Consider the following 3,247-nt stretch of genomic DNA (forward strand, 5'->3'; position numbering starts at 1 on the left):
GGGAGGCGACGGTGGCCGGACTTTCTGAGCACGACCGCGACGTGCTGTACGGCATCGAGCGGGAGCTCACCACAAGCGACCCGGGCCTGGCCCGCGAACTGTTGCGCTTCGAGCGGCGCAGCGCACTGCGACGGCTACGCAGGCTCTCACGCCCATGGCTCGTCTTCGACGCGCTCGGTTTCCTGCTCGGCGTCGGGCTCGCCCTGCTCCTCGCGTTCGCACGGTGACCAGCCCGGCCCGTTCGCCCGCCGTATCGCCAGATGCGCGTGGTCCTGTCCCATCGGAAGCCTGCTCCAGCTCACCTCGACGGGGTGAGCACCCCGGCGGGTGGCCGCGCAGTTTCAACGCGGGCGGCGGCGCCAACAGGCGTGCGTGTATTTGGCGGGGCCGGCCGCGGTTGGCTCGCCGCGCCGGGCGGCCGGGCATCCGCGCGCTCTGGCCGAGGCGACGGACGGGTGCTTGTGCGGTGCTGCTTGTCTTCGCCGTGCGGCGCGGCGCAGATCGGTCGCGGCGAGTCGGGCGCTGAGCGTGAACAGCGGAATGCTGCTGGAATATCAGGCTGCGGTGAATCGAAAGCCGCGGTCGAGCAGCTGGGGGATGAAGATCTTGAGTGCGGCTACCGTGTTACTGCGGTCGCCGCCGCCGTCGTGCTCGAGGATGATGTCGTGCGCCCGGGTCTGGCGCAGCACGGTGCGCACGATGTCCCACGTGGTGACGTGCGCGGTGTCCCAGTCGCGCGGGTCGACCGACCAGCCGAGCGCGGTGAGCTCTCGCGCGGCGCAGGCTTGCAGGATCTCTCGGGTCCAGTAGCCGTACGGTGCCCGGAAGATCCTCGGGTGCTGGCCCGCGGCGGCGAGCACGTCGTTGCACCGATCGATCTCCGCAGCCACCCTGGCCTTGGGGTAGGCGCGCATGTCGGCGTGGTCCCACGTGTGGTTCGTGATCGTGTGTCCGGCCGCGGAGACTTCGCGGACCAGGGAGAGGTTCGCATCGACTTGCTGGCCGATCATGTTGAAGGTGGCCGTGACGCCGTAGTACGCCAGGACCTCGAGCACCTGCGGGGTGTAGCGAGGGTGCGGGCCGTCGTCCATGGTCAGTGCGATCGCCATCGGGTCGGCGTCCGCGATGTGATAAACCGGGCGGGCTGCCGCGCGCGCATAGGGCTGGGGTGTGGAACCGGTGGCACTCGCCGCGGCGGAGGACGCCGGGTTCGCTGTCCCCGCGCGGCGGGCTGTCGGCGTCGCGCCGGGATGTGAGTCGAGCGCAGGCTGCCCGGTATTGCCGGCCGACTGCTGCCGTCGGCGCCCCACATCGCGTGCCGGCTTACTCGCCGTTTCCCCGTAGCCCAGCAACGCGATGCCACCGGCGGCGAGAAGCAGGCTGCGCCGGCGCGGCCACGGCCCCGCAACGGGCTCGGGCTCGGCGTCGTGTGCTCCGACGTCGCCCACGGGTCAGGTCTCCCTCCACATTTCGGTCACATATCCGTGGGCTGACGCGGTACCAGGGCTTTCAATATCCTGATCCGAGTCTCGCCGCGGTTCGCCGGCGCTTCATGCCGCGGCAGAACACCCGCGGATCAGCGCGGTAAAGCAGGCAAGAGGGTCTCGCTCCTTGTCCTCGCGATGTCCGGCCGGCGGGAACCTGCCCGCCGTCGGTGTGCAATGACAATCTTTGCCCAATGCAATCCATGTGGCGTCGAAGTAGTGATGCAAATGGCGGAATCGGCGGTGCGCGATTCACACGTTCGGCCTACAACGCCATCGTTATGCCCCACCTTCCGCCGGGGCAGGCACGGCGCGCCTTCATGCCCGGTGCGCCGACTCGGGCAGAACGCACGTGACGCCGACCAGTGAACGATCGGCCTTGCTGCGCACGGGTGAGGGGCTCACTCGGTCGGATGAGAGACACGGCCGAACTGAACTGCCGTCACCTAGGCTCGCCCTGTGACCGCGCCCGATTTGCTTCGATATATCGCTCCGCGCAGTCGGGGTGCGCTCAGGGCGCTCCTCTCCCCGCTGCGATGTTCGCGGCCGGACACACAGTGTCGTGCCCTGTGCAATCTATCCCTCGCGCGCCCGCACGCCGCGGTCGCCCGCGAACTGCTCGCCCCAGGCAGCGCTCTGCCGCCGAGGCGACCGGCCGTATCCCAGCCCTCGAACACAGTTTGGAGCCGCGCGATGGGGACCGACTCACGCCATCGTTTCTTCCTCGGTGCGGGCTCGCTCGCCGCCCTTGTCCTGGCCTGCTCCGCCTGCGCGAGCAGTGCGGGACGCCCGGCGAGGACCGCCGCGGCCGCCAGACCGCGCCAGGGCGCCCGCGCGGTGGACGCTCGGATGCACGCCGGCGCCCTGTCGGGCATGCCCGAGTACGATCCGACGGACCTGTACGCGGCCGACCGCCCCAACCAGCTCTCGCCCGCGGTCAAGAACGACCCGAGCTTCGTGTACGTCCCGAACACCGAATCGAACACCGTCACCGTCATCGACCCGACCACCTACCACGTGGTGCGCACGGTTGCGGTGGGCGAGCAGCCGCAGCACGTCGTACCGAGCTGGGACCTTAAGACCCTGTGGGTCAACAACGACCAGGGCAACACGCTCACCCCGATCAACCCGGCCACCGGCCAGTTCGGCACACCGGTGCCGGTACACGACCCGTACAACCTCTACTTCACTCCCGACGGAAAATCCGCAATGGTGATGGCGGAAGCCGACCGGCAGATCGTCTTCCGCGACCCGCACACCATGGCGATCCAGGACACGCTCAACGTGCCCTGCGAGGGCGTGAACCACGCCGACTTCTCACCGGACGGCAGCTACTTCATCGCCTCCTGCGAATTCAGCGGCCAACTGCTCAAGGTCGACACCGCCAAGCACACCCTGCTCGGCGTGATCGACCTGGAACACGGGGCCAAACCGCAGGACGTGAAGATCTCACCGGACGGAAGCACCTGGTACGTCGCGGACATGACCTCCAACGGGGTCTGGACGCTGAACGGCGACCAGTTCAAGGTCACCGGCTTCATCCCCACCGGCGCCGGAACGCACGGCCTGTACGTCAGCCGGGACTCGAAGGACCTGTACATCACCAACCGCGGCGAGGGCTCGATCAGCGTCCTGGACTTCACCACGAACGCCGTGAAGACGAAGTGGCAGATCCCCGGAGGCGGCAGCCCGGACATGGGCGGAATCTCCGCCGACGGCAAGGTCCTGTGGCTCTCTGGCCGCTACAACTCCGAGGTGTACGC

At 68.6% G+C, this 3,247-nt stretch carries 3 protein-coding genes; 2 read left to right on the top strand and 1 reads right to left on the bottom strand.

All coding sequences use genetic code 11. The features are described from left to right. Window positions 1-227: DUF3040 domain-containing protein (locus VG296_RS10410; RefSeq protein WP_325565429.1), on the top strand; the 227-nt coding region annotated here is incomplete at its 5' end. 327 nt (window positions 228-554) lie between these two features. On the opposite strand, the gene VG296_RS10415 is transcribed toward VG296_RS10410, so the two are convergent. Next, window positions 555-1,109, bottom strand: a complete 555-nt coding sequence (locus VG296_RS10415; RefSeq protein WP_325565430.1) for a polysaccharide deacetylase family protein — start codon at window positions 1,107-1,109, stop codon at window positions 555-557. Between the two features lie 1,068 nt (window positions 1,110-2,177). On the opposite strand from VG296_RS10415, the gene VG296_RS10420 reads away from it, so the two are divergent. Further along, the coding region (locus tag VG296_RS10420) for a YncE family protein (RefSeq protein ID WP_325565431.1) at window positions 2,178-3,247 on the top strand (1,070 nt) is incomplete at its 3' end.

The sequence above is a fragment of the Actinospica sp. genome, from assembly GCF_035552695.1.
Lineage (GTDB): Bacteria > Actinomycetota > Actinomycetes > Streptomycetales > Catenulisporaceae > Actinospica.